We start from the raw sequence: 23,565 nt of genomic DNA on the forward strand, positions 1-23,565 counted from the left end.
CGGCTCAGGCCCAGTCGGTGCCGGCGATCAGCAGGTCCAGCGCGCGCCGGAAGCCCTCGGCGTCGATCGCGTCGAAGCGGGCGGGCTCGGGGCTGTCGAGGTCGAAGACCGCGCGCAGCGCGCCGCCCGCGACCACCGGCAGCACCAGCTCCGAACGCGAGGCCGCGTCGCAGGCGATGTGGCCGGGGAAGGCGTGGACGTCCTCGACCAACTGGGTCTCGCGCGTGCGGGCGCAGGCGCCGCACACGCCGCGGCTGAACGGGATGCGCACGCAGGCGACCTTGCCCTGGAACGGGCCGAGCACCAGCTCCTGGTCGTTCTTCGGGTTCACGAGGTAGAAGCCGGCCCAGTTCAGCGTCGGCACGGCGTTGAAGACCAGCGCGGCGAACTGGGCGAGGTTGGCGATCGCGTCGCGCTCGCCATGCAGCAGCGCCTGCGTCTGCGCGACCAGGGTGTCGTAGGAGGCCCGCTTGGCCTCGGGGCTGGCCATGTCCAGCAGCGGGGTGGGTTCGAAGCTCATGGGGCGGGATTGTGGCGGAGGTCATGCGGACGGGTCGTCCGGCACGGCGAGAATGCGCCCCGCTTCAGAGGAATTCAGGGAGATCACGACGATGGACGCATCGGGGGCAAAGGGACGGACGGTCGCGCGGCGGACCGCTTCAAGGTTGGCCAGGCGGTCGGGTTGGCGTGCGATCGGGAGGGCGCTGGGCAGCGCGGCCTGCCTGGCTGCCTGCATGGGCGCTGGCGTCGCCGCTGCCGCTGCGGACGCGCCTCAGCCCGGCGACGCGGCGGCCTCGTCGCCCGCGGCGTCGCCGGTCCTGGGCCCGGACGAGCAGGTCGGCTGGGTGACCCAGGGCGAATGGTCGCGCCGCTGGTGGGAATGGGCGCTGTCCTTCAGCAACGACATCAGCCCGGTCGCCGATCGCACCGGCGCCCAGTGTGGCAACCGGCAGGCGGGCGACGTCTTCTTCCTGGCCGGCACCTATGGCACGGCCCGCACCGTCCGCACCTGCCGCGTGCCGGCCGACAAATACCTGTTCTTCCCGCTGATCAACTACGTCGTCAAGCAGGCGCCGGGCTGGAATCCCAGCTGCGCCGACGTGACGGCGCTGGCCGGCCGCATGACGGACGGTGTCGCCATGCTGGTGCTCGAGGTGGACGGCGTCCGCTACGCGGGCCTGGAGCGCCATCGGCAGCTCAGCCCCGAATGTTTCAACGCCTATGCGCGGTATCCCGGTGGGGCGCGGGCCTTTCCGGCGGCCTCCAACGGCTATTACGTGATGCTGAAGCCCCTGGCGCGTGGCCGTCACACGATCAACTTCGGCGGTGCGCTGCCGGACATGTCGCAGGCGGTCAGCTACACGCTCATCGTGGACTGAGCGGCCCGCAGGCAGGCCCGCCGGGCGGTCGCCCGCCGGCGCTCACCCCCAGAGGGCGGGCTTGTTCACCATCAGGTAGAAGACCACCAGCACCGCGAGGAAGGCCGGGTAGCCCAGGCCCTCCCACCAGCGGGCGTAGCGCCAGTAGAGCGCCGGCAGCGGCTGGCCGCTGGCCAGCGCGGCGTCCGCCATCTTCGAGAGCTGGATCTGCAGCCACACCACCGGAAGCCAGCAGGCGCCCGCCAGCAGGTACAGCCCGATCGACAGCGCCAGCCAGGGCGTGTCCAGCGTCCAGCCGGCCTGCATCGCCAGCCACACGCCGGTGAGCGGCTGCACGATCACCGCCGGCGTGGTGAACCAGTAGTCCGCGCGCTTGACCAGCCGCGCCACCACCGCCTGCGCGGCGATGGAGCCGCTGCGGTTGGCAAAGAACAGGTAGAAGGCCGAGCCGAAGCCGGTGCCGGCCAGCAGCACGCTCGAGACGATGTGCAGCCACTTGATGACGAGATAGGTGTTCATGGTGTTTTCCCCCTGAGGTCTTGTTGTTGGATGTCGAAGCCTGCCGCCGGACTGGGACAGGCCTCAGGCCGGCGCGTCCTCGTCCAGGATCAGCAGCAGGATCGCGATCGGCAGGTTCTTGGTCAGGCTGCCCAGCGGATCCAGCCACAGCGTGGGCAGGATGATCGTCGCCACGGCGGTCATCAGCAGCATCACCGCGCCGGCCAGCCGGTAGACCCAGCGGCGGTGCCAGCGCCACATCGCCAGGCCGATCAGCAGGTCGGCCAGCGCGCCTGCCACGATCACCGGCGCGATCCAGGCCTCGGGCGTGCCGGCGGACACCATCAGCGCGCGGCTCTGGCCGTCGAGCCCGATCAGGCTGACCACGCCGGTGGCGAGCCACAGCGCGATCAGTCCGGCGCGCGCCACGACCCGGGTGCGGCGGTGGCGGAAGTTCACTCGCCCGATGCCCATGCGGCCTCCACGAATCGTTCGACCGGAACGGCCGGGCGTCCGAGCACGCGCTCGAAGGCGGCGGCGTCGCCGATGTTGTCCTGCTCCAGCAGCGCCAGGGCTTCGCTGCTCCAGGGCTGGGCGCTGACCAGGTCGCCCAGCCGGGCGCTCCAGCGGCTGGGTGCGTCCGGCAAGGGCAGCACCCGCGCGGGCGCATGGCCGTGCTGGCGGCGCAGCTCGCCGATGAAGGCCGACAGGCTGAGCGCGCGCGGACCGACGGCGGTGACCAGCTCGGGCCCGCCGTCCCGCACCAGCCGCAGCACCGCCTGCGCGACGTCCTGCACCGCGACCGGCTGGACGCGCGCCTGGACCGCCGCCCGGGGCAGCACCAGCAGCGGCAGCCGGGCCAGGTTCATGAACAGCGCCGCGCTGGCGCCGCCGCGACCGAAGACGATGCTCGGGCGCAGCACGGTGGCGTCGAGGCGGCCCTGCGCGCGCAGGCGCAGCAGGGCCTCGTCGGCGGCGCGCTTGGTGGTGGCGTAGCGGGTCGGGCTGTGCGCCACGCCATTGGCCGAAACCTGGATGACGCGCGCCACGCCGGCCCGGGCGCAGGCCTCGAAGAGCGCGGCGGGCGCCTCGTGGTGGACGGTCTCGAGCCGGCGGCGCGGCGTGTCGCGCAGCAGGCCGACCGCATTCACGACGGCATCGAAGCCGGTGACGCGCGGCAGCCAGATCTCGGGGCTGAGGTCGCGCTGGAAGTCCTGCGTGCGGGAGTCGCCGGCGGTGACCGACAGGCCGGCCTCGCGCAGCGCGCGCACGACGCGCCGGCCGACGAAGCCGCTGGCGCCGCAGACCAGGACGGAGCGGATCGGAGCGGCGCTCATGACGCGACTCCGGCGGGGCGGTCCGCCGAGGCCGGCGCGGCCGACGTTGCCAGCGCGGCCGAGGCCTCGTTCGCCGGGCCGTCCGGCCGCGTCGAAGCCGCGTGTTCGGACGCGATCGAGCAGGCACCGGCATGACAGGCCGAGGCGCCGGCGCGGCGCTCAGCGGCACGGCGCAGCGCGGTCTCAAGCACCAGCCGCGCGAGCGGCTTCGGCACCAGGTAGCGATGGCGCGCGACCAGCGGGTAGGCGTGGTCGAACAGCCAGCGCAGGCCCGGCAATTCGGTGAAGCGGACCAGCCCGTCGAGCTGGACGCCGCGATAGGCCAGGCGCAGCACTTCCGAGCCCGTCGACAGGCGCCCGTCGGCCCGCACGCCGTGGAGGGTGCCCATCAGCGCCGCAATGTCGGTGCCGGCGGGGAAGGCCGCGAAGCCCGGCTCGGAGATGTCCACGAAGCGGAGCAGGTCCGCCGTGTTGCGCAGCATCAGGTTGCGCATCTCGCCGTTGCAGATCGGGCAGGCGCCGTCGAAGTAGAGCGTCAGCGGATAGGCGCCGGGGTCGCGCTGGGTGGCATGCCGGCCGGATTCGGGGGTGAAGCGCATCGCATCCTCCTTCGTTGCTCGATATTTCAGTAAAGACAGAAATTCATCGCCAAAAAAAGGGGCGGATCAGGATCCGTCCCCGCGCACGAAGCGCTGCACGCTGGCGCCGAGCTTGAGCACTTTCTCCAGCGTCGACGGCGACAGCCGCATCATTTCCTCCGACCAGGCGCCCAGCGTCTGCATCAGGCGCAGGCACTCGCGCACGCGGTCCTGGGCGTCGGGCGACTCGTCCTGGAAGCCGTCTTCGGCGACCAGCTCCGACAGCATCCGCACGGTCGGATCGAACTCGCGATGCTTGCGCTCCCGCACGATGGTGCGCAGCAGTTCCCACACGTCGGCGGTCGTCTCGAAGTAGTCGCGCCGGTCACCCAGCACATGGGTGACGCGGATCAGGTTCCAGCTCTGCAGTTCCTTGAGGCTGGTGCTGACGTTGGAGCGCGCCACCGACAGCGTCTCGGCCAGTTCCTCCGCATTGAGCGGGCGGCCGTGGAAGTAGAGCAGGGCGTGGATCTGGGCGACGGTGCGGTTCACGCCCCAGGCGCTGCCCATCTCGCCCCAGTGCAGGACGAAGCGGCGGGCGGTGTTGCTGAGTTCCATGGCCGCGACTGTAGCGGGACAGAAATTTCTGTCAATACAGAAATCAATGCGACGAGCTCAAGCCGCCCACCCGTCCCATCCAGGCCTGCGCCGGGCCGGCCAGCCAGACGCGGGCGGTTTCGGAGCGCTTCACCTCGTGGTCGAGGAAGGCGACGCTCACCTGCTGCGCGGCGATCAGGCCCAGCTGCTGGGCGTGGCGTTGGCGGTAGTCCGGGAGCGGCGGCACCGGCGCCATCCGCACCGGCGCGTCCTGTCCGCGCTGCCCGCGACCTGCGCCGCGGCGGCCCTGGGGCTGCGGTTGCGACTGCGCCTGGTCCTCCGCCGCCTGGATCCGCTTGCGCTCGCGCTCGGCGTCTTCCGGCCGCGGCTCGTTGCCGCCGAAGGCGGCATGGCGGACCTCGTTGGCGCTCAGCAGCCAGCCGCGTCCCGGCGGCATCGCGGCGAAGGGGGCTTGGCGCCAGGCCAGGTCGCGCACCAGCTGCAGCACGTCGCTGTCGTCCGGGCCGGTCAGGCCGAGCACCGGCACGGCGACCTCCCGGTAGCGCGCCGGATCGGGCGTCGCGAACAGCTGCGGGCTGATCACGATCGCGGCGACCGGGCGGACGGTCTTGAGCGCGAGCAGCGCGCCATCCGTCTGCCGCTCGCCGGCCAGCGCCAGCGCCAACTGGGCGCCGAGTTCGTAGCCCGCGACCGCGGTGCGGGACCAGTCCAGCCCACGCCACGGCGCCTCGCCCTGGCGGCCGAGCCGCTGGGCCTCGGCGAGCAGCTCGTCGAGCCGCGCCAGGCGCCGCCGCATCTGCGCGTCGGCGTAATGCCGGCGGCCCAGCTCGGTGAACTCGGCCGAGCGGGCCAGGTCGGACGACCACGCCATCGCGTCGTCGTCCAGCGGCTGCAGCGACAGCACCGCGTAGCCGGCGGCGGCCCAGGCGCGGCGCCAGACCAGGCCGGCGTTTTCGGACTCCCCCAGGCCCGGCAGGTACAGCACGACCGGACGCGGTGAAGCGCCGTCGGCGGCACCGGCCGGCAGCGCCAGGCTCAGGCGCACGTCGTCGCCCCGCAGCCGCCAGGCGAGCGACTGCACCGTGACCGCCTCCCCGGACGGCGCGTAGCCGCGCGCGGCGAACTCGCGCTGTTGCTGCTGCTCCTCGAGTCGCGCCTTCGGCGGTCCGCCGCCGCAGCCGCTGAGCAGCAGCGCAGCGGTGAGCAGGGCGCCAGCGGTCCGGGCGAAGGCGCCAGCGCGCAGGCGCGGGCGCAGGCCAGGTGCGGGCGACGGGGCGGGACGGTCGAGGGTCGGGTCGATCATGGGCGGCGACGCTAAGCGGGCGATGTAAAGCCGGGATTGCTGGCCGGGAAGGGCGCGCTGGGCGCCGTGGTGCGTTGTGTTGCGGCAAGCGTCCCCGATGGGCCGCTTGCCACGCCCGGCCCGGGCGCTCAATGCGCGGGCGTGGCCAGCGGCGCGAGGTTCTCGGGCAGCTCGGCATTGAAGCGCCGCAGCACATGCCGGCTCATGCCCTTGGCCAGTTCCTCCTCGCCGTAGAACACGGTGCCCAGCTGCTCCTTGCGCAGCAGCGCGGACTCCTCCTCGCCATGGGTGCGCAGCACGATCTCGATGCCCGGGTTCAGCTGCCGGGCCGTGTCGGCCATCTGCCGGGCTCGCATCGAGTCGGGGATCGCCACCACCAGCATCGCCGCATTGGCGATGTGGGCCTGGACCAGCACCATCGGGTCGCTGGCATCGCCGCTGACTGCCGCCAGGCCGCGCTTGCGCAGCGCTTCCACGGTCTCGCGGCTCTGGTCGGCGACGACGAAGGGGATGTCGCGCTCGGCCAGCGCGTCGGCGATGCGCCGACCCACGCGTCCGAAGCCCACCAGCACGACCTGGCCTTCCAGGTACTGGCGTTCGGTGGTCTGGGGCAGCTCGGCATAGGGATCGTCCCGGGCCTCGAGCTTGCGCGCGAAGGCCGAGCGGCTCAGCACCCAGCGCTGCAGCGGCTGGATCATCGCGAACATCACCGGGTTCAGCGCGATCGACACCAGCGCCGCCGCCAGCACCAGGTTCATGCCGGCCTTGGGCAGCAGGCCCAGCTGCAGGCCCAGGCCCGCGAGGATGAAGCTGAACTCGCCGATCTGCGCCAGGCTCGCCGACACCGTCATCGCCGTGTTCAGCGGGTAGCGGAACAGCAGCACGATGGCCGTCGCCGCGATCGCCTTGCCCAGCATCACGATCGCCACCACGCCCAGCAGGTGCAGCGGCTGGTCCACCAGCGTCATCGGGTCGAACAGCATGCCCACCGAGACGAAGAACAGTACCGAGAACGAATCCCGCAGCGGCAGCGACTCCTGCGCGGCGCGGTGGCTGTACTCGGACTCGCGCATCACCATGCCGGCGAAGAACGCGCCCAGCGCGAAGGACACGTGGAAGAGCACGCCGGCGCCGTAGGCGATGCCGATCGCCACCGCGATGACCATCAGCGTGAACAGCTCCCGCGAGCCGGTGCGCGCCACCTGCCACAGCAGCCAGGGCAGCACGCGCCGGCCCACCACCAGCATCAGCACGACGAAGGCCGCCATCTGCGCCAGCGTCTCGGCGATCGTGCGCCACAGCGGCACGTCGGCGCTGCCGGGCTGCGTCGCGCCGCCCAGCACCGGCGCCAGCGGCGGCAGCAGCACCAGGATCAGCACCGTCGCCAGGTCCTCCACCACCAGCCAGCCCACCGCGATGCGGCCGTTGACCGACTCCAGCGTGCCGCGCGCCTCCAGCGCCTTGAGCAGCACCACGGTGCTGGCGCAGGACAGCGACAGTCCGAACACCAGCGCGGCGCCGGTGCTCCAGCCCCACCACATCGCCAGGCCCAGGCCCAGCAGCGTGGCCGCGCCCATCTGCACGACCGCGCCCGGCAGCGCGATGCGCTTGACCGCCATCAGGTCCTTGAGCGAGAAGTGCAGCCCGACGCCGAACATCAGCAGCATCACGCCGATCTCCGACAGCTGCGCGGCGATGCCCACGTCGGCGACGAAGCCCGGCGTGGCCGGCCCGATCGCGATGCCGGCGAGCAGGTAGCCCACCAGCGCCGGCAGCCGCAGCCGCTCGGCGATGAATCCGAGGATCAGCGCCAGGCCGAAGCCCGCCGCCAGCGTGGAGATGAGGGAGACGTTGTGTTCCATCAGCGCGCCGCTCCCGGACCGGCGACGGCGGCGAAGGCCTCGCGGTGGCGGGGACCCTGCGCGAAGGCGCCCAGGGCGGCGGCGATGCGGCGTTCCGCGTCCGCCGCGTCGGGCAGGGCGGGGCCGTAGATCTCCATCCAGGTCTGGAAGACCGGATCGTTGTCATGGCGCTGGAGCAGCCGCACCGGCTGGCCGGCGCGCGCCTGCTCGAAGGCGGCCAGGGCGGCCGCCAGGTCGTTCGTGTGGACGCGATAGTAGACGTAGAGCTCGACCGGCGCGCCGGCCGGGCGATCGGGCGAAGCGGTCCCAGGGGCCGAGGCCCGCGTTGGCGGCGACGAGGTCATTCCGGTTCTCCGATGGCGTAGGGCAGGGGACGGGGCGTGAGCACGGCGCCTTGCGCGCTGCCCAGGTGCAGCGTGCCGGACTCGAGCGCGGCCAGCTTCACCTCGGCCAGCAGCAGCGGACGGCCTTCCAGGCGGCCGAAGCCGGCGACCATGCCGGCGGGCTGCTCCGGATCGGCGCTGTGGAAGATCTCCTGGCCCGGCGTGGCGTCGGCGTCGCTGCCGTCCATCGCGAACAGGTGGGTGCGGCGCTTGATCGTGCCGCGGTACTGGCTGCGCGCGACGACCTCCTGGCCCGGGTAGCAGCCCTTCTGGAAGTTCACGCCGCCCAGCAGCTCGAGGTTGAGCATCTGCGGCACGAACTGTTCCACCGTCGCCTGCCGGATCCAGGCCAGGCCGGCGGTGACGTCCAGCCCCTGCCATTCCTCGGGATCGATCGACGGCAGCGCCGGCGCGGCGGCATCGGCGGGCTGTAGCAGCAGGAAGCGCGGCGTGAGGCCGTCGTCGGGCAGCCGGGTGGCGAGCGCCTCGCGGCCGTCGGCCAGCGCCAGGCGGCCCACCGTCCAGACCCCGGCCGGCGCGGCGGCGCCCAGCCAGTCGCGCGCCTGGGCGCCGGACAGCCCCCAGACCGACCAGGCGGCGCTGTCGTCGCTGAGCTTGCACTTGGCCCGCAGCACGAACATGGACAGCCGCTTGACCGTCGCCGGCAGCACCTCGGCCGGCAGCGCCAGGAGCACCGATTGTTCGTCCGGCTTGACCGCCAGCATCGTGGCCAGCAGCCGGCCCTTGGCCGAGCAGTAACCCGCCAGGCGGGCCTGGACCGGCGTCTGCAGGGCCAGGTCTTGCGTCAGCTGCGTGTGCAGGAATTTGGCGGCTTCTTCGCCCTGGGCGCGGATGACGCCCCAGTCGGCGAGACGGACGGCACCCAGGGCCGAGGACGGCACGGGCGGCGGGGCGTGGTGGAGGTCTTCGATCATGGGGCCGATTATCATCAGCCCCCGCATTTCACGAAGGGCCCCGGGTCTTGTCACGCGCGAAGCACAACCCTCGCCGCGCCGCGAGGAAATCGAAGAAGCAATCGGGCCGGATCGGACGCTGGCTGCTGTCCGTGCTGGTCGCGCTGGCGGTGCTGGCCGCGGGCGCCGGCGGCGCCGTCTGGTGGTGGCTGCAGGCGCCGCTGGCGCTGGAGAAGGACAGCCTGGAGCTCTCGATCGAACCCGGCACGCCGCCGCAGCAGGTCGCGCAGGCCTGGGTCGGGGCGGGCGTGCAGACCGATCCGCGTTTCCTCTACGCGTGGTTCCGCTACTCGGGGCAGGCGCGCAAGATCCGCGCCGGCAGCTACGAGGTCCATGCCGGCATCACGCCGCGCGAGCTGCTGGACAAGATGGTCCGCGGCGACCAGGTGCTGGAGCAGCTCCGCCTGATCGAGGGCTGGAACTTCCGCCAGCTACGCGCCGCGATCGCGGCCGCGCCGGCGCTCAAGCAGACGACCGCCGGCATGACCGACGCCCAGATCATGGCGGCGCTGGGCGCGCCCGGCCAGGCGCCGGAGGGCCGCTTCTTCCCCGACACGTACGCGTACAGCCGCGGCGTGAGCGACCTGACGGTGCTCAAGCGCGCCCATGCGCTGATGCAGAAGCGTCTGGAGAGCGCCTGGTCCGGCCGCTCCGACGGCCTGCCGCTCAAGAGCGCGGACGAGGCGCTGATCCTGGCCTCCATCGTCGAGAAGGAAACCGGCGCCGCCGCGGACCGCGGGCTGGTGGCGGCGGTGTTCGTCAACCGGCTCAAGGCCGGCATGCCGCTGCAGACCGATCCGACGGTGATCTACGGGCTGGGCACCGACTTCGACGGCAACCTGCGCCGCATCCACCTGCAGACGGACACCCCGTTCAACACCTACACCCGCGGCGGGCTGCCGCCGACGCCGATCGCGATGCCGGGCCTGGCGGCGCTGCAGGCGACGCTGCACCCGACCCCGTCCAAGGCGCTGTACTTCGTGTCGCGCGGCGACGGCACCAGCCAGTTCAGCGAGGACCTGGCCGCGCATAATCGCGCGGTCAACAAGTACCAGCGCGGCCGCTGAGCGTCCGCGCTGCGCTTTTTTCCGAGAGAGCATCCACGCGTGAGCGGCCGATTCATCACCTTCGAGGGCATCGACGGGGCGGGCAAGTCCACCCATGTCGAGTCCGTCGCCCAGCGCCTGCGCGAGCGCGGCGCGGACCTGGTCCAGACCCGCGAGCCGGGCGGCACGCCGCTGGCCGAGTCGCTGCGCGACCTGTTCCTGCACCAGGACATGGATGGGCTGACCGAGGCGCTGCTGGTGTTCGCCGCGCGCCGCGACCATGTGCAGCGCGTCATCGCGCCGGCGCTGGCCGCGGGCCGGACGGTGCTCTGCGACCGCTTCACCGACGCCAGCTTCGCCTACCAGGGCGGCGGCCGCGGCATGGACCTGCAGGTGCTGGGCACGCTGGCGCAGTGGGTGCAGCAAGGCCGGGAGCCGGACCTGACCTTCTGGTTCGACGTCGACCCCGCGATCGCGGCCGGCCGCCGCGCCCAGGCCCGCGACGCCGACCGGCTCGAGCAGCTGGACCTCGACTTCTTCACCCGCGTGCGCGAGGGCTACCAGCGCCGCGCCGAAGCGGCGCCGGGCCGCATCGTCCGCATCGATGCCGGCGACACCATCGAGGGCGTCGCGGCCCAGATCCGCGCCGAGCTGGAGCGCCGCGGATGGTGATCGAATCCTCCGTGACCGCCGATGGCGCCGCCGCGCTGGCCGATGGCGGCCAGCTGCCGCTGCCCTGGCTCGCCGCGCCGCTGCACCAGGCGCTGATCCAGGGACGCAGCCACGCGCTGCTGCTGCAGGGGCCCGCCGGGGTCGGTCAGTTCGACCTGGCGCTGCTGCTGGCCCAGGCCTGGCTCTGCGAGGCGCGCCCGGCGCCGGACCAGCCCGGCTGCGGCCGGTGCGCGAGCTGTCACCTGCTGCGCTCGCGCTCGCATCCGGACTTCCAGGTGCTGCTGCCCGACGCGCTGCGCGAGCCGCTGGGTTTCGGCGCGATGGACGCGGAAGGCGAGGGCGGCGGCTCGGCCAAGGCCGCCAAGACCAAGCCCAGCAAGGAGATCAAGATCGAGGCGGTCCGCCAGATGCTCGCGTTCGCGCAGGTCAGCGCGGCGCGGGGGCGGGCCAAGGTCGTGGTCGTCTACCCGGCGGAGGCGCTGAACACCATCGCGGCCAATGCGCTGCTCAAGACGCTGGAGGAGCCGGCCGGGCTGCTGCGCTTCGTGCTCGCGAGCGCGGCGCCGCAGCAGCTGCTGCCGACCATCCGCAGCCGCTGCCAGCCGCTGCAGATGGCGTTGCCCGCGCGCGAGGCGGCGCTGGCCTGGCTGACGGCCCAGGGCGTCGACCAGCCGGGCGTGCTGCTGGACGCCACGGGCGGCCGGCCGCAGGAGGCGCTGCTGTGGAGCGAGGAGGGCGTCGGCGCCAAGACGTGGCTGGAGTTGCCGCGCCGGATCGCGCGGGGCGAGGCCAGCGCGCTGACCGACTGGCCGGTGCCGCGCGCGATCGCCGCGATGCAGCGCCTGGTGCATGACCTGATGCGCATCGCCCACGGCGCCGGGCCGGCCTACTTCCCGCGCGACGCGCTGCCCAAGCTGCCGGCGGTGCGCGCGGCGCTCGACCAGTGGGCCCGCACGCTGCAGCAGGCGGCGCGGCATGCGGACCATCCGCTCAATGCCGGCCTGCTGATGGAATCGCTGGTGGCCCAGGGGCAACAGGCGATGCGGCCGGCGCGGTAACCGAATCTGACCCGCGGGCGCGGCGAGTAGACTCGGCGCCCATGAGCGAACTCAGCCTGAAACCGATGAGCACCACTCCGCCCGCGTCCGCCCCCGTCCCGGCCCCCGCCGGCGGTGCCCGACCCAGCGTGATCCAGCTGGTGTTCAAGGAGAAGGGCGCCCTCTACGCCGCCTACATCCCGATCTTTTCGGAAGGCGGCGTGTTCGTGCCGACCACGCGCGAATACAAGCTGGGCGAGGACATCTACCTCCTGATGACCCTGCCCGAGGATCCCAACCGTTATCCGGTCGCCGGCAAGGTCGCCTGGCTGACGCCGGCCAACGCGTCGGGCGGCCGCACCCAGGGCGTCGGCGTGCGTTTCCCCGGCGACGAGAAGACCCGGCTGATCAAGCTGAAGATCGAGGAACTGCTGGGCACGGCGATCTCCTCGGCCAAGCCGACGCAGACCATCTGAACGCCGCGATCGCCGGCCGCGCCCAGCGGACGGCGTCCGGCTGACCCCGCGCGGCGCGCTCCGCGCCTCTGCCTGCGAAGGGCATTTCCGCCGGGCGCTGCGCCGCGCGACGATCCGGCCCAGAGTTCCCGCGATGTACATCGATTCCCACTGCCACCTGAGCTTCCCCGAGCTCCAGTCCCAACTCCCCGACCTGCTGGCCGCGATGGACGCGGCCCGGGTGACCCAGGCCATCTGCATCTGCACGACGATGGAGGAGTTCCCCGAGGTGCACGCTTTGGCCACGGCGCACGCGCCGCTGTTCGCGACGGTCGGCGTCCATCCGGACAGCGACGAGGTCCATGAGCCCAGCGTCGACGAGCTGGTCGCCGGCGCGGCGCGGGCCAAGGTCGTCGCCATCGGTGAGACGGGCCTGGACTACTACCGCCTCAACGGCCGCACCGTCGAGCAGATGGAATGGCAGCGCGAGCGCTTCCGCAACCACATCCGCGCCGCCAAGCGGACCGGCAAGCCGCTGGTGATCCACACCCGCTCGGCCGCCGAGGACACGCTGCGGCTGATGCGCGAGGAGGACGCCGGCCAGCCCGGCGGCGTCGTGCACTGCTTCACCGAGACCATGGACGTCGCCAGGGCGGCGCTGGACCTGGGTTTCCACATTTCGTTCTCGGGGATCGTGACCTTCAAGAACGCGGCCGATCTGCGCGAGGTCGCGAAGATCGTGCCCGCCGACCGCCTGCTGATCGAAACCGACAGCCCCTACCTGGCCCCGGTGCCGTTCCGCGGCAAGCTCAACCAGCCGGCCTACGTGCCGCATGTGGCCAAGCTGGTGGCGGAGGTCCGGGGCGTGCCGGTCGAGGACCTGGCGGCGCAATGCACGGCCAACACGCGGCGGCTGTTCCGGCTGCCGGAGGCGGCCTGAGATGGCGGGGCGATCGAGCGGGCCGCGTGGCGGCCGGTGGTCGGTGCGGGCGAAGCTGGCAGCGTTCAAGGCATTCAAGGCATTCGCGGCGGTGGGCGGCTTGACGCTGGCCGCGGGGCTGCTCGCGCCAGCGTGGGCGCAGGGGCGCTTCGACGCCCGGGCGCCGGTGGCGGCGGCGTCGGAGGCCGTCGCGCCGCCCGAGCTCCATGTCGCCGCGCGGAACGACCACGCCGCCACTGTCATGAAGCTGCTGCTGGCGGGCACCGATCCCAACGTCCGCGACGCGCAGCGCAACACGGCGCTGCACGTGGCGATCCGGGAGGAGTCCGGCAAGGCGGTCGAGGCGCTGCTCAAGAGCCCCGGCACCGACGTCAACGCCATCAACCAGGCCGGCGAGACGCCGCTGATGCTGGCCGCGATCAAGGGCAACCTGGACATCGCGCGCGAGCTGGTCAAGCGCGGCGCGCTGGTCAATGAGCCGGGGTGGTCCGCGCTGCATTACGCGGCCGCCGGGCCGAACGAGCACCTGGTGCGCTGGCTGGTCGGGCAGGGCGCGGACATCGACGCGCGGTCGCCCAACGGGACTACGCCGCTGATGATGGCGTCCGGTTACGGCGGGCTGACCGGCGCCGAGATCCTGATCGCCGCCGGCGCGGACGTCACGCTGCGCAACGATCATCAGCTGAGCGCGGCCGACTTCGCCCGTCGCGCCGGGCAGGACGAGATGGCCGACAAGCTGGACAAGCTCGCCCGGGCGCGTGCTAAGGCCGCCGCCACGCCGGCGCCGTAGGCGGCGTCCCCCGGCGCGACGCTTTCCCGCGCCTTTCCGAGGCATCGGTCACACGCCGCACGGCGCGGTGAGGCAGCTGCTGGCATTCCCCTAGGAATCCGTCTGACACGCGGTTTGGCGGCCCGCCCACTGTTGGCGGCCCGGGTCGGTCTCTACAGTTCATCCCATGCCGACACGGTGTCGGCGCCGGAGACCGAGATGCTGACCACGACCCAAGACTTCGCCGCCAACCCGTTCGCGATGCTGCTGGATCCCGAGCGCGTCGCCCTGGAAGTGGCCGGTTCCGAACGCCTGGCGCGCCTGCGCAGCCGCATCTACCGCCCGCTGGACAAGCCGCTGATCGCGCACCGCGACGCCGGCGACCAGGCCGCCTACGACGAGGAAGTCGATGCGGCCGAGTTGTCCGAAGCCGATCTGCTCCCGCTGGACGACCAGCCGTCCATCGGCACCGAACTGAGCGCCTGAGATTCGCTGCCGGGGCAAGGGTCCCGGACGCCTTGGCGCGGCGCTTGTCGGTGCTGTCTGACCCGCGCTTCCGCCAGCCGACTACACCCGGCCCCCCGCGATCTCCCTAGCATGACGCTCAACCGAGGTCCCTCTATCGTGTGACCGAGCCCACAGCCCGCCTGGAGACTGTCATGCGCCGCCCCCGAGTCCTCTCCCGTCACGTTGCCGAAGCCGCCCCAGGCGTCCTCGCCGGACCGCGCTGGCGGTGGCTCGCGGCGACCAGCCTGTCGGTCCTGGCGCTGGCACTGATGGCGCTGGGCGGCTGCGCTTCGATGGGGGGCCATTCGGGTGCCCCCTCGACCTCACCGTCCACCACCGTCACGCCGGCGCTTCCCGCCGGCTCCGTCATCGGCGGGAATCTGTGGTCCCCCCGCATGGAGGAGCGCCGCCTGGCCATCGTGCAAGCCAGCGGAGGCACCGGCATCGGCGTGGTCCGCACCGCGGACAACCAGCTCAAGCTGACCCTGCCCACCGACGCGGCCTTCGACCTGGGTCGTTCCGAGCTCAAGCCGGCGATGCGCCCCGCGCTGGATGAAGCCAGCCGCGACCTGGACGAGCAGGTCCGCATCACCATCGTCGGGCACACCGACAGCTCGGCCGGCGATGCGGTGAATGGGCCGCTGTCGCTGGATCGGGCCGAGACCGTGCGCGAATACCTGGTCCACCACGGCGTGCGGCGCGGCCGCTTGCTGGTGGAGGGGCGCGGCGGACGCCAGCCCGTGGCCAGCAATGCCACCGAGGCCGGAAGGGCCGCCAATCGTCGGATCGAGATTTTCCTGTCGCAACCCGCGTCCTAAGTTGTCATCAAGTACGGGAGTTGAGTCATGAACGCCTGCTGCCCCCGCCTGCTGCTGATGGCCGTGCTGGCCCCGGCCGCCCTGAGCTTCGCCCAGGCCGGCCCCGCCAGCGAGCTGTCGCCGACCTCGCTGGATGACCATGTCGAGCTGACCGGCCGAAGCCTGTCCGAGCGGTCGCGACAGGCGGCGACCAGCCGGAGTGCCGCGGCGAGCAGCCGCTATACCGTGACGCAGCACGCCGCCGAGCCGCTGGCAACCGCCAACCAGCCCGCCGGCGCCGCCGCCTGGTACGGCCGCGCGCCGCAGGCCACGCAGACGATGCTGTGGGCGCGCCCCTGGTCCGGCAGCGGGCTGCGGCTGGGCGTGGGTGTCGAGCAGCGCGGCGCCGCGATCGGCGGCGGCCTGTATTCGACGCCGTACCAGAACGCCAGGCCGGGCGCGGCCGGCGACGCCGGCGTGCTGGTCGGTCTGGCGCTGCCGACCGGGCCGCGCTCGCATGCCTACGTGCAGACGCCGCTCGTCGACGCGCAACGCGCGCAGATCGATGAGTTCACCGTCCCCGGCATCAACAACCGGGATCAGCGCCAGGTGCGGGTGGGCATGGTCTTCAACACCCGCAAGCCCTACGCGGACCTGCGCAAGGGTTTCCGCATGGAGCTCAGCGGGCAGTCCTCGTTGACCTTCCGGCCGCGTGGCGGCCGCGTGGGCGTGACCTTCCAGAAGGTCTGGTAACGGCCGCATCGCACCACCGCATTTCCTTCTCTTTGCAAGCCGGCGTCAGCCGGCTTTTTTGCATTGGCGCTGCCGTTTTCGAGCGGGCGCCGGGGACGCGATTCCGCGCAGTCCGGCGCGGTAGGTCCTCTCCTACAGCGCGGCGGTTGACGCTCCGACGCGGGGTTGCGGTGCGGGACTGCCCGCGGCGGCCGGGCCAGTCCCTACAGTCATTCCATCGCGGCACGGTGCCGCGCAGGAGAACCAAGATGCTGCACTACGCCGTTGTCTTCTTCGTCATTGCCCTGATCGCCGCGTTGTTCGGTTTTGGCGGTATCGCCGCCGGTGCCGCCGGCATCGCGAAGATCCTGTTCTTCGTGTTCGTGATCATGGCCGTCGCGACCTTCGTGATGAGCCTGTTGCGAAAGTGACGATCCCCGTCATCGCTCGAACTGCTGACTGAACTGCTGCCCTCCACAACAAAGAAAGGATCGCCATGAACAAGCCCGCTACCGCCGCCCTGATCGCCGCCGCCCTGAGCCTGTGCGCCGGCATGGCGCAAGCCGCCAACTTCTCCAAGTCGGTCTACGACGGCGCGAAGGACGACATCAAGAAGACCTACAAGGTCGACAAGGATGCCTGCGACAAGCTGTCCGGCAATGCCAAGGACATCTGCGTCAAGGAGGCCAAGGGTCGCGAGGACGTGGCGCTGGCCCAGCTGGAATACAACTACAGCGGCAACGCCAAGGACGAGGCCAAGCTGATCGAGACCCGCTACGAGGCGCGCTACGAGGTGGCCAAGGAGCGCTGCGACGATCGCTCGGGCGAGGCCAAGGATGTCTGCCAGCGCGAGGCCAAGACCGCCTACGAGAAGGCGAAGGCCGAACTCAAGATGAACAAGAAGGTGGCGGAGGCCGTCGATGACGCCGAGGAAACCCGCGTCAAGGCCGACTACAAGCTGGCTTCCGAGAAGTGCAACACCCTGTCCGGCGACGCCAAGGACGTGTGCGTGAACTCGGCCAAGGCCCGCTACAGCCAGCGCTGACCCAGCGCTGATCCAGCGCTGATCCCGTTCAACCAGACAACCCCGGTGGGGGCGCGAGCCGGCCAGGTCCGGACCGCGCTGTCGTTGAACCGGCGGATCCGGGCCAACAACTCGAACATCGCCCGGACCCCCCTGTCGACACCTGTTGCAACGGCGCCCCGAAGGGCGCCGTTTTCTTTTGCCGACGCGGATCTTGCCGGCGCGGATCAGGCCAGGCCTGCCTTGTCCAGTCCGAAGGCCTTGTCCTGCGTGCCGGGCACGCTGCGGACCGCGATATTCAAGCGGTTCCAAGCGTTGATCGAGGCCACGAGCCAGGTCAGGTCCGACAGTTCCTTCTCGCTGAACTGCTCGCGCACTTCGGCGTAGACCGCATCGGCGATGCCGCCCTCGGGCATGCGGGTGAGAACCTCGGTCCAGCGCAGCGCGGCGCGTTCGCGGGCGGAGAACAGCGGCGACTCGTGCCAGATGGCGACGTGGTGCAGGCGCAGGGCGCGTTCGCCGCCCATCACCGCCTGCTTGACATGCATGTCGAGGCAGAAGGCGCAGCCGTTGAGCTGCGAGGCGCGGATCTCGACCAGGTATTGCAGGCCGGTTTCCAGGCCGCTTTCCTTGAGGCCCATGGACAGCTCCACCAGCTTCTTGAAGGCGGGGGCGGACTGTTGCATGTAGTTGAAGCGTTGGCTCATCGTGGGCTCCGGGGTGAAAAGAGGGTTGGTAACGACAAGACGAAACAGCCCGCGCACGTGTGACATCGCCCTGCGCCCAGGCGGGTGGACCGGCTGGCTAAACTGGCCGGCGCCCGACCAAGAAGGCCCCGAACACACCGCCGCCGTGACTGCTCCACCTGCTTCCACCCCCGATCCCGCCTCCCCGTCCGACGCTTCGCCAGCCCCGCGCGTCAGCGTGTTCCGGCATCCGGGATTCACCGCCTTCCTGGTGTGCCGCCTGGCCGCCGTGTTCGCCGGCCAGATCCAGGCGGTGGTCGTGGCCTGGCAGGTGTACGACCTCACGCGCCAGCCGCTGGCGCTGGCCTATGTCGGCCTGGCGCAGTTCATCCCGATGCTGCTCTTGCTGCTGCCGGCCGGCGACCTGATCGACCGCTTCAGCCGCAAGCCGATCCTGGCCCTCAGCTGGGGCGTCAGCGCGTCCTGCAGCCTGGCGCTGTGGTGGCTGGCCGGGCACGGCCATGCCGGCGTGACCGGCATCTACGCCGTCCTGGTGGTGTTCGGCTGCGCGCGGGCCTTCTCCGGCCCGGCCTTGCAGAGCCTGTTGCCGCAGATCGTGCCGCGTGAGCAGTTGGCCCAGGCCATCGCCGCCAACAGCATGCTGTTGCGCGTCGCGAGCATCGGCGGCCCGTTCCTCGGCGGCCTGCTGTACGGCTTCGGCGGGGCAGGGCTGACCTACCTGGTCTGCCTGGTCTGCTTCGCCCTGGGCACCGCGCTGCTGGTCGGCGCGGTGCCGGTGCGCTTCGCCGCACCGCCGTCGCCGGCCGGCGGCACGATCTGGCAGCGTTTCGGCGCCGGCATCCACTTCATCCGGTCGCGACCGATCATCCTCGGGACGATCTCGCTGGACCTGTTCGCGGTGCTGCTGGGCGGCGTGGTGGCGCTGCTGCCGATCTATGCGCACGAGGTGCTCCACGCCGGGCCGGAAGGCCTGGGCGCGCTGCGCAGCGCGATGGCTGTCGGCGAGGTCACGGCGGGCTTCTACCTCAGCCTGCGGCCGTTCAACCGCCATGTCGGCAAGGCGATGTTCGCGGCGGTGGCCGTGTTCGGGCTGGCGAACCTGGTGTTCTCGTTGTCGACGACCTTCTGGCTGTCCTTCGGCGCGCTGGCGATCGCTGGCGCGGCGGACATGGTCAGCGTCTATATCCGCGGCGCGCTGGTGCAGTTCTCGACGCCCGACGAGATGCGCGGCCGCGTGAACGCGGTGAACATGCTGTTCATTGGCTCGTCGAACGAGCTGGGAGAGTTCCGCGCCGGCAGCGCCGCCGCGGCGCTGGGCGCGGTACCCGCGGCGGTGACGGGCGCGGTCTGCACGCTGGGGGTCGTCGCCGGCTGGGCGGCGCTGTTCAAGCCGCTGCGCACCGTCGACCGGTTCGAGGAAGCCACCCCGGCCGTCACGCGCTGAGCGCCCTCCGCCGCGCTCGTCGCCAGAGCGCGCTGGCGCAAAAAAGCCGCGCCGACCTGGAGGTGCAGCGCGGCAACAGGGAGGAAGCAGTCAATCATCGAACGCCCTGGGCGAGTGCCCCGGGCGTTCCGCCGGACCGTGCCGGCGCAGTCAAGGACCCGGAGCGGACTCAGCTCAGCCAGCGGTCATCGGCGCGGGTCTGCCAGTCGTCGAGCTGCTTGTCGGCCTCGTCCTTGGCGATGCCGTAGCGCTCCTGGATCTTGCCGGACAGCTGATCGCGCTTGCCGGCGATCACGTCGATGTCGTCGTCGGTCAGCTTGCCCCATTGCTCACGGACCTTGCCCTTGAGCTGGGTCCAGTTGCCTTCGATGCGATCCCAATTCATACGAACTCCTTTCAGAAGCGAGTAAGTGACGATGGGACTTGGCAATTACCGGACCCGGGGCCGCAGCGGCGTCGGGTCCGCAGGAACGGATCAGTGGTTGGTGCGACCGCGCACCGCGGGCGGAAGGTAATCCTTGCCGACCATGGCGCGGGCGAACAAGTAGTTGTTGCGGGCGCGAGCCGGGAGGCTGTCGAGGTCGACATGCCCTTGGGGATCGCATGGGAAGGACATCGCGCGTCCGGCGTCGAAGATCGATTCGAAGCGCACTTCGAATTGCGGGGCGGCGTCGGCGGCAATCTGGAGGAGGCTCATGTCGTTCTCCTGGTGAGTTCCTTTGCTTTCACTATCGGCGTTGGCCATGGTCCTTCCCATAAGCGCAACTCGGTGCGCGATGTCGGTGCCGGACGGTGGGCCATGTCGGGTGTCGTCCTACAGCGTGTGGGCTCAACGGAAGGCGTTTCCGCGACGTTGACGGCGCGCGCGGTGGCCGCCCCGGACTTCACCCAGCTTTGCAAAAGGGGCTGGCGAGCGCCTTGCTCCCTGGTGGTTGGGGACGCGCCCCGGCGCGTCGCGCCCGCTGTGGGACAGCACCTACAGCGCCTCGCGGTGCCCGCTGCTTCGTCCCGGTCGCCACCGCGGCGAGGATGCGTCCATCGCAACCTGATTCCGCTCCGGTTCGAGGCCCATCATGGACGACAACATGCTGATGCTGATGACGCTGTCCACCTGCACCGCCACCGCGTTGGCGCTGCGCATGTGGCAGTGGCTCGATGAACTGGGGCGGGACGATTCCCAGGAGGACCTGCCATGAGCGCCCGACCCCCGCTGCCCCCCGAACATCCCGCCGACGCCTCCATGGGCGACGCGTCCTCCGAGCGCCAATCGCTCAACGAGCATCCGCTGAGCCAGCAGGCCTTCGTCTGTGGGGAGGTCACCTACCGCACTGGCGACGGTCCGCTCGTGACGATCCGTCCGGGACCGGTGGCCGTGGAGATCAACGAGATCGACGTGACCATCGGCTGGGACGACGGTGATGCCCGGCTGAGCGCCGTCGTGCCGCGCAGCGAATATGCGCGCTTCATCGGCAGCGGCGCCATCAAGCCGGTGGTCGTGCATCGTCCCGAGGCGTCCGGGGAGGGCGCTGGCGAAAGCGCTGGCGACGGCGGTGGCGCCGCCCCCAGCGCCCATCCGGAGCTGGACAAAGCCCAGGGCCGGACGCCGCACTGATCCCGCACGGGTCCCGCGTCCCGGACAAGAAAAAACGCCTCGGAACTCCGAGGCGTTTTTTGTTGGGAGGATGACCGGTCAGTCGCGGTCGCCGCCGAAGATGCCCAGCAGCTGCAGCAGCGCGGTGAACACGTTGTACAGGTCCAGGTAGATGTTCAGCGTGGCGCTGATGTAGTTGGTCTCGCCGCCGTCGACGACGCGCTTGACGTCCACCAGCATGAAGGCCGAGAAGATGCCCAGCACCGCCACCAGCAGCGCCAGGTGCACGCCGGTCGATTGCAGGAACACGTTGGCGATGCCGGCGATCATCGCGATCACGGCGCCGACGAACAGGAACTTCTGCAGGCCGGACAGGTCGCGCTTGACCACGGTGGCCAGCGACGCCATCGCGAAGAAGATCGCGGCGGTGCCGCCGAAGGCGGTCATGATCAGCGTGCCGCCGTTCTTGAAGCCGAGGATGGCCGCGAGCAGGCGCGACAGCATCAGGCCCATGAAGAAGGTGAAGCCCAGCAGCGCGGCGACGCCGACGGCGGAATGCTTGGTCTTCTCCACCAGGAACATCAGGCCGAAGGCGCCGACGAAGAACAGGATCATGCTGGCGCCGGTGCCCATCGCGGCCAGGAAGCCGGTGGCCACGCCGATCCAGGCGCCCAGGACGGTGGGGATCAGGGAGAGCGCGAGCAGCGCGTAAGTGTTGCGCAGGACGCGCTGGCGGTCGGCGGACAGCGAGGAGCCGTAGCCGCCCGGGTTCAGGTCGATGATGCGGTCGTTCATGTGCGTGCGCCCCATGAAGTGAGAGTTGGCGTCGATTGTAGGCACGGCCCTTAAGGCTTCGTTAAAGTGATCGTCTTTCCTTCAATCACCGCCACGAGGCCGCAGATGAAACAGAAGCCCTTCCTGACCCTGGACGATGTCAAGCGCATCGCCGCCGCGGCCGAGGCCGAAGCCCTCAAGAACAACTGGCCGGTGACGATCGCGATCGTCGATGACGGTGGTCACCTGCTGTGGCTGCAGCGCCTGGACAATGCCGCCGCGACCTCGGCGGTGATCGCGCCGGCCAAGGCCAAGACGGCGGCGCTGGGCCGTCGTGAATCGAAGGTCTACGAGGACATCGTCAACAACGGCCGCAATGCCTTCCTCAGCGTGCCGCTGGAAGGCCTGCTCGAGGGCGGCGTGCCGGTGATGGTCGAGGGCTTCTGCGTGGGCGCCGTCGGCGTCAGCGGCGTGAAGTCCAACGAGGATGCGCAAGTCGCGAAGGCAGGCATCGCCGCCCTCGGCTGAAGCCCCCGGCGCGAACCGGAATTCGTACTTCCGACCGCGCCATCGATCGACTCCAGTCCACTTCATTCCCGCAGTCCTGCGTCGCGGGGGCCTCGGTGGATCGGGGACGGCAAGGCGTGAGGTTTCTGCGCTTGACGCAGAGGCCTCATGCCTTGGCGGCCAAGCGCTCGAGGGTGGCAGTCCAGGTCCCGCCAACACCAGCGGTTTGCGCAAATCTTCTCCGTAGATACCCGACGGGTTATACTCAGCAGGTTTACCCGCAACCTACCGCGTCCCGCACACTTCACCCCCGATCGCATCGGATCCCACACGGATCGACTCCCTCACAGGAGACCCGGTCGCACCCGCGCGCCAGCCGTCCACGGCGCGTGCCGGCGGCGGTCCAGGGCCCTGAAGCAGAGCCGGGCGCGCGCACAACAACGGAGTTTCCCGTGCTGCCCGATCTGCTTTCCGCTCCCCCCGCGATTCTTGCCCTGGCAGACGGCACGGTCTTCAAGGGTTCCGCGCTCGGCGCCGCCGGCCGGACCATTGGTGAAGTGGTGTTCAACACCTCGCTCACCGGCTACCAAGAAATTCTCACCGACCCCAGCTATTGCCGGCAGATCGTCACCCTGACGTATCCGCACATTGGCAACTATGGCGTGAACGATGAGGACGTCGAGGCGTCGAAGATCTTTGCCGCTGGCCTGATCATCAAGGAGGCGCCGGTCCTCGATTCGAACTTCCGCAAGGGCCGCACGCTGCGACAGTATCTGAAGGATGAGGGTACCGTCGCCATCGCCGACCTGGACACGCGTCGCCTGACGCGCGTGCTGCGCGAGAAGGGCGCCCAGAACGGTTGCATTCTGGCGCTGAACGCCGGCGAGCAGATCACCCAGGCCCACATCGACGAGGCCATCGCCGCCGCCAAGGGCGCGCCCAGCATGGCGGGCCTGGACCTGGCCAAGGTCGTCAGCCGCACCGAACGCGAGACCTGGACCGAAACCGAGTGGACGCTCGGCAAGGGCTACGGCGAGCAGACCGCGCCCAAGTTCCACGTCGTCGCCTACGACTTCGGCGTCAAGAGCAACATCCTGCGCATGCTGGCCTCGCGTGGTTGCCGCATCACCGTCGTGCCGGCGCAGACGCCGGCCTCGGAGGTCTTCGACCTCGAGCCCGATGGCGTGTTCCTGTCCAACGGCCCCGGCGATCCGGAACCCTGCGACTACGCGATCAAGGCCACCGCGCAGCTGATCGAGGCCGGCATCCCGACCTTCGGCATCTGCCTGGGCCACCAGATCATGGCGCTGGCCTCGGGCGCCAAGACCTTCAAGATGAAGTTCGGCCACCACGGCGCGAATCATCCGGTGAAGGACCTGGACAACGGCCGCGTCAGCATCACCAGCCAGAACCACGGCTTCGCGGTCGATCCCGACACGCTGCCCGCCAATCTGCGCGCGACGCACGTCAGCCTGTTCGACGGCACGCTGCAGGGCCTGGCCCGCACCGACAAGCCGGCCTTCTGCTTCCAGGGTCACCCGGAAGCGAGCCCTGGCCCGCACGACATTTCGTATCTGTTCGACCGCTTCATCGGTCTGATGTCCAAGGCCTGATGAAGGGGGAGACTGCAC

Annotated in this window: 32 protein-coding genes; 17 read left to right on the forward strand and 15 right to left on the reverse strand. The window is 70.7% G+C overall.

What is annotated here, in order from left to right; translation table 11 throughout:
• Nucleotides 1–4: 4 nt before the first annotated feature.
• Both BM393_RS22990 and BM393_RS25485 read right to left on the reverse strand, forming a co-directional pair.
• Nucleotides 5–520, reverse strand: coding sequence for a GAF domain-containing protein (locus BM393_RS22990; RefSeq protein WP_404932677.1), 516 nt, complete (start codon nt 518–520; stop codon nt 5–7).
• 21 nt (nt 521–541) lie between these two features.
• Nucleotides 542–736, reverse strand: coding sequence for a hypothetical protein (locus BM393_RS25485; protein ID WP_141225461.1), 195 nt, complete (start codon nt 734–736; stop codon nt 542–544).
• Between BM393_RS25485 and BM393_RS22995 the strand changes: the two genes are divergently transcribed.
• A complete protein-coding gene (locus BM393_RS22995; RefSeq protein ID WP_091733413.1) occupies nt 735–1,379 on the forward strand; it encodes a hypothetical protein in 645 nt (214 codons plus the stop codon). The genes BM393_RS25485 and BM393_RS22995 overlap by 2 nt on opposite strands.
• A gap of 42 nt (nt 1,380–1,421) precedes the next feature.
• Here BM393_RS22995 and BM393_RS23000 read toward each other — a convergent pair whose 3' ends face one another.
• The 9 genes from BM393_RS23000 to BM393_RS23040 all read right to left on the reverse strand — a co-directional run bounded on the left by BM393_RS23000 (nt 1,422) and on the right by BM393_RS23040 (nt 8,893).
• Entirely contained in the window at nt 1,422–1,898 is a 477-nt protein-coding gene (locus tag BM393_RS23000) for a DUF2269 domain-containing protein (RefSeq protein ID WP_091733415.1), read from the reverse strand.
• Nucleotides 1,899–1,961: 63 nt separating this feature from the next.
• Nucleotides 1,962–2,351, reverse strand: coding sequence for a DoxX-like family protein (locus BM393_RS23005; RefSeq protein WP_091733417.1), 390 nt, complete (start codon nt 2,349–2,351; stop codon nt 1,962–1,964).
• A complete protein-coding gene (locus BM393_RS23010; RefSeq protein WP_091733419.1) occupies nt 2,333–3,214 on the reverse strand; it encodes an NAD-dependent epimerase/dehydratase family protein in 882 nt (293 codons plus the stop codon). Before BM393_RS23010 ends, BM393_RS23005 begins: the two co-directional genes overlap by 19 nt.
• On the reverse strand, nt 3,211–3,813 hold the full coding sequence (locus BM393_RS23015; RefSeq protein ID WP_091733421.1) for a thiol-disulfide oxidoreductase DCC family protein: 603 nt from the start codon (nt 3,811–3,813) through the stop codon (nt 3,211–3,213). The genes BM393_RS23010 and BM393_RS23015 overlap by 4 nt, the downstream gene beginning before the upstream one ends.
• 66 nt (nt 3,814–3,879) lie before the next feature.
• Nucleotides 3,880–4,410, reverse strand: coding sequence for a GbsR/MarR family transcriptional regulator (locus BM393_RS23020; protein ID WP_091733423.1), 531 nt, complete (start codon nt 4,408–4,410; stop codon nt 3,880–3,882).
• 43 nt (nt 4,411–4,453) lie between these two features.
• Nucleotides 4,454–5,713 carry a hypothetical protein gene (locus BM393_RS23025; protein WP_091733425.1) on the reverse strand — a complete coding sequence of 420 codons (1,260 nt, stop codon included), beginning with the start codon at nt 5,711–5,713 and terminating at the stop codon, nt 4,454–4,456.
• Nucleotides 5,714–5,841: 128 nt separating this feature from the next.
• Nucleotides 5,842–7,575 carry a YbaL family putative K(+) efflux transporter gene (ybaL, locus tag BM393_RS23030; protein WP_091733427.1) on the reverse strand — a complete coding sequence of 578 codons (1,734 nt, stop codon included), beginning with the start codon at nt 7,573–7,575 and terminating at the stop codon, nt 5,842–5,844.
• Entirely contained in the window at nt 7,575–7,919 is a 345-nt protein-coding gene (locus BM393_RS23035; protein WP_091733429.1) for a DUF4936 family protein, read from the reverse strand. Before BM393_RS23035 ends, ybaL begins: the two co-directional genes overlap by 1 nt.
• Nucleotides 7,916–8,893, reverse strand: coding sequence for a folate-binding protein YgfZ (locus BM393_RS23040; RefSeq protein ID WP_091733431.1), 978 nt, complete (start codon nt 8,891–8,893; stop codon nt 7,916–7,918). Before BM393_RS23040 ends, BM393_RS23035 begins: the two co-directional genes overlap by 4 nt.
• 110 nt (nt 8,894–9,003) lie before the next feature.
• Between BM393_RS23040 and mltG the strand changes: the two genes are divergently transcribed.
• The 11 genes from mltG to BM393_RS23095 all read left to right on the forward strand — a co-directional run bounded on the left by mltG (nt 9,004) and on the right by BM393_RS23095 (nt 16,932).
• On the forward strand, nt 9,004–9,999 hold the full coding sequence (gene mltG / locus BM393_RS23045) for an endolytic transglycosylase MltG (protein WP_091733886.1): 996 nt from the start codon (nt 9,004–9,006) through the stop codon (nt 9,997–9,999).
• A 39-nt stretch (nt 10,000–10,038) separates the two neighbouring features.
• Nucleotides 10,039–10,650, forward strand: a complete 612-nt coding sequence (gene tmk, locus BM393_RS23050; RefSeq protein WP_091733433.1) for a dTMP kinase — start codon at nt 10,039–10,041, stop codon at nt 10,648–10,650.
• Nucleotides 10,644–11,708, forward strand: a complete 1,065-nt coding sequence (locus BM393_RS23055; protein ID WP_091733435.1) for a hypothetical protein — start codon at nt 10,644–10,646, stop codon at nt 11,706–11,708. Before tmk ends, BM393_RS23055 begins: the two co-directional genes overlap by 7 nt.
• A 65-nt stretch (nt 11,709–11,773) precedes the next feature.
• On the forward strand, nt 11,774–12,163 hold the full coding sequence (locus BM393_RS23060; protein ID WP_091733888.1) for a PilZ domain-containing protein: 390 nt from the start codon (nt 11,774–11,776) through the stop codon (nt 12,161–12,163).
• A 133-nt stretch (nt 12,164–12,296) separates the two neighbouring features.
• The gene (locus BM393_RS23065) at nt 12,297–13,082 is read left to right on the forward strand and encodes a TatD family hydrolase (protein WP_091733437.1); all 786 of its coding nucleotides are present in this window, start codon (nt 12,297–12,299) and stop codon (nt 13,080–13,082) included.
• A 1-nt stretch (nt 13,083) separates the two neighbouring features.
• Entirely contained in the window at nt 13,084–13,872 is a 789-nt protein-coding gene (locus tag BM393_RS23070) for an ankyrin repeat domain-containing protein (RefSeq protein ID WP_175538476.1), read from the forward strand.
• 198 nt (nt 13,873–14,070) lie between these two features.
• Nucleotides 14,071–14,337: a hypothetical protein gene (locus tag BM393_RS23075; RefSeq protein ID WP_091733441.1), complete on the forward strand. Its 267-nt coding sequence runs from the start codon at nt 14,071–14,073 to the stop codon at nt 14,335–14,337.
• A 173-nt stretch (nt 14,338–14,510) separates the two neighbouring features.
• On the forward strand, nt 14,511–15,176 hold the full coding sequence (locus tag BM393_RS23080; RefSeq protein WP_091733443.1) for an OmpA family protein: 666 nt from the start codon (nt 14,511–14,513) through the stop codon (nt 15,174–15,176).
• A gap of 27 nt (nt 15,177–15,203) precedes the next feature.
• Nucleotides 15,204–15,908 carry a hypothetical protein gene (locus tag BM393_RS23085; RefSeq protein WP_091733445.1) on the forward strand — a complete coding sequence of 235 codons (705 nt, stop codon included), beginning with the start codon at nt 15,204–15,206 and terminating at the stop codon, nt 15,906–15,908.
• A gap of 248 nt (nt 15,909–16,156) precedes the next feature.
• Nucleotides 16,157–16,318 (forward strand): DUF1328 domain-containing protein, encoded by a 162-nt coding sequence (locus BM393_RS23090; RefSeq protein ID WP_091733447.1) that lies wholly within the window; start codon nt 16,157–16,159, stop codon nt 16,316–16,318.
• 65 nt (nt 16,319–16,383) lie between these two features.
• Nucleotides 16,384–16,932, forward strand: a complete 549-nt coding sequence (locus BM393_RS23095; protein ID WP_091733449.1) for a hypothetical protein — start codon at nt 16,384–16,386, stop codon at nt 16,930–16,932.
• Nucleotides 16,933–17,138: 206 nt separating this feature from the next.
• Here the strand turns inward: BM393_RS23095 and BM393_RS23100 are convergent, their stop codons facing one another.
• Entirely contained in the window at nt 17,139–17,618 is a 480-nt protein-coding gene (locus BM393_RS23100) for a carboxymuconolactone decarboxylase family protein (RefSeq protein WP_091733451.1), read from the reverse strand.
• Between the two features lie 145 nt (nt 17,619–17,763).
• Here BM393_RS23100 and BM393_RS23105 point away from each other — a divergent pair, with 145 nt between their 5' ends.
• The gene (locus BM393_RS23105; RefSeq protein WP_091733453.1) at nt 17,764–19,062 is read left to right on the forward strand and encodes an MFS transporter; all 1,299 of its coding nucleotides are present in this window, start codon (nt 17,764–17,766) and stop codon (nt 19,060–19,062) included.
• 169 nt (nt 19,063–19,231) lie between these two features.
• Here BM393_RS23105 and BM393_RS23110 read toward each other — a convergent pair whose 3' ends face one another.
• Together BM393_RS23110 and BM393_RS23115 are read right to left on the reverse strand one after the other, a co-directional pair.
• Entirely contained in the window at nt 19,232–19,447 is a 216-nt protein-coding gene (locus BM393_RS23110; RefSeq protein ID WP_091733455.1) for a CsbD family protein, read from the reverse strand.
• 90 nt (nt 19,448–19,537) lie between these two features.
• Nucleotides 19,538–19,759 carry a hypothetical protein gene (locus BM393_RS23115; RefSeq protein WP_091733457.1) on the reverse strand — a complete coding sequence of 74 codons (222 nt, stop codon included), beginning with the start codon at nt 19,757–19,759 and terminating at the stop codon, nt 19,538–19,540.
• Nucleotides 19,760–20,135: 376 nt separating this feature from the next.
• Between BM393_RS23115 and BM393_RS26320 the strand changes: the two genes are divergently transcribed.
• Together BM393_RS26320 and BM393_RS23120 are read left to right on the forward strand one after the other, a co-directional pair.
• On the forward strand, nt 20,136–20,258 hold the full coding sequence (locus tag BM393_RS26320) for a hypothetical protein (protein ID WP_255488672.1): 123 nt from the start codon (nt 20,136–20,138) through the stop codon (nt 20,256–20,258).
• Complete coding sequence (locus tag BM393_RS23120; RefSeq protein ID WP_091733459.1) at nt 20,255–20,674, forward strand: hypothetical protein; 420 nt, start codon at nt 20,255–20,257, stop codon at nt 20,672–20,674. Before BM393_RS26320 ends, BM393_RS23120 begins: the two co-directional genes overlap by 4 nt.
• A 78-nt stretch (nt 20,675–20,752) precedes the next feature.
• On the opposite strand, the gene BM393_RS23125 is transcribed toward BM393_RS23120, so the two are convergent.
• The gene (locus BM393_RS23125; RefSeq protein WP_091733890.1) at nt 20,753–21,448 is read right to left on the reverse strand and encodes a Bax inhibitor-1/YccA family protein; all 696 of its coding nucleotides are present in this window, start codon (nt 21,446–21,448) and stop codon (nt 20,753–20,755) included.
• 105 nt (nt 21,449–21,553) lie between these two features.
• On the opposite strand from BM393_RS23125, the gene BM393_RS23130 reads away from it, so the two are divergent.
• Entirely contained in the window at nt 21,554–21,955 is a 402-nt protein-coding gene (locus BM393_RS23130; protein ID WP_091733461.1) for a heme-binding protein, read from the forward strand.
• 431 nt (nt 21,956–22,386) lie between these two features.
• On the forward strand, nt 22,387–23,547 hold the full coding sequence (carA, locus tag BM393_RS23135; protein ID WP_091733463.1) for a glutamine-hydrolyzing carbamoyl-phosphate synthase small subunit: 1,161 nt from the start codon (nt 22,387–22,389) through the stop codon (nt 23,545–23,547).
• Nucleotides 23,548–23,565 lie beyond the last annotated feature (18 nt).

Source organism: Mitsuaria sp. PDC51 (genome assembly GCF_900113225.1).
GTDB lineage: Bacteria > Pseudomonadota > Gammaproteobacteria > Burkholderiales > Burkholderiaceae_C > Roseateles.